This window comes from Flavobacterium maritimum, assembly GCF_040049085.1.
Classification (GTDB): Bacteria; Bacteroidota; Bacteroidia; order Flavobacteriales; family Flavobacteriaceae; genus Flavobacterium; species Flavobacterium maritimum.
The window spans coordinates 1-248 of record NZ_JBDLZY010000048.1 but is presented as its reverse complement, the minus strand read 5'-3'; the positions used below and the strand labels follow the sequence as shown (position 1 = coordinate 248).

The 248-nt window shown below is 66.1% G+C and carries 1 protein-coding gene; it reads right to left on the bottom strand.

Annotated features, from left to right (window positions below; translation table 11 throughout):
• Positions 1-248: SDR family oxidoreductase (locus ABEB23_RS18235; protein WP_348814145.1), on the bottom strand; the 248-nt coding region annotated here is incomplete at both ends.

Sequence of the window (248 nt, the reverse complement as noted above, 5' to 3'; positions counted from 1 at the left end):
ATCCTGAGCGCGCCGTCGAGGCGGATCACCTCGCCGTTCAGATACCCGCATTCGACGATGAAGCCGGCAAGGGCGGCGTATTCCGCCGGATCGCCAAGGCGCTTCGGGAAGGTGACTTCAGCGGCCAGACTGTCCTGCACCTCCTGCGGCAGGCCCTTCATCATCGGGGTCGCGAAAATGCCCGGCGCGATGGCGCAGACGCGAATTCCCTGACCCGCCAGATCGCGGGCGACCGGCAGTGTCATTCC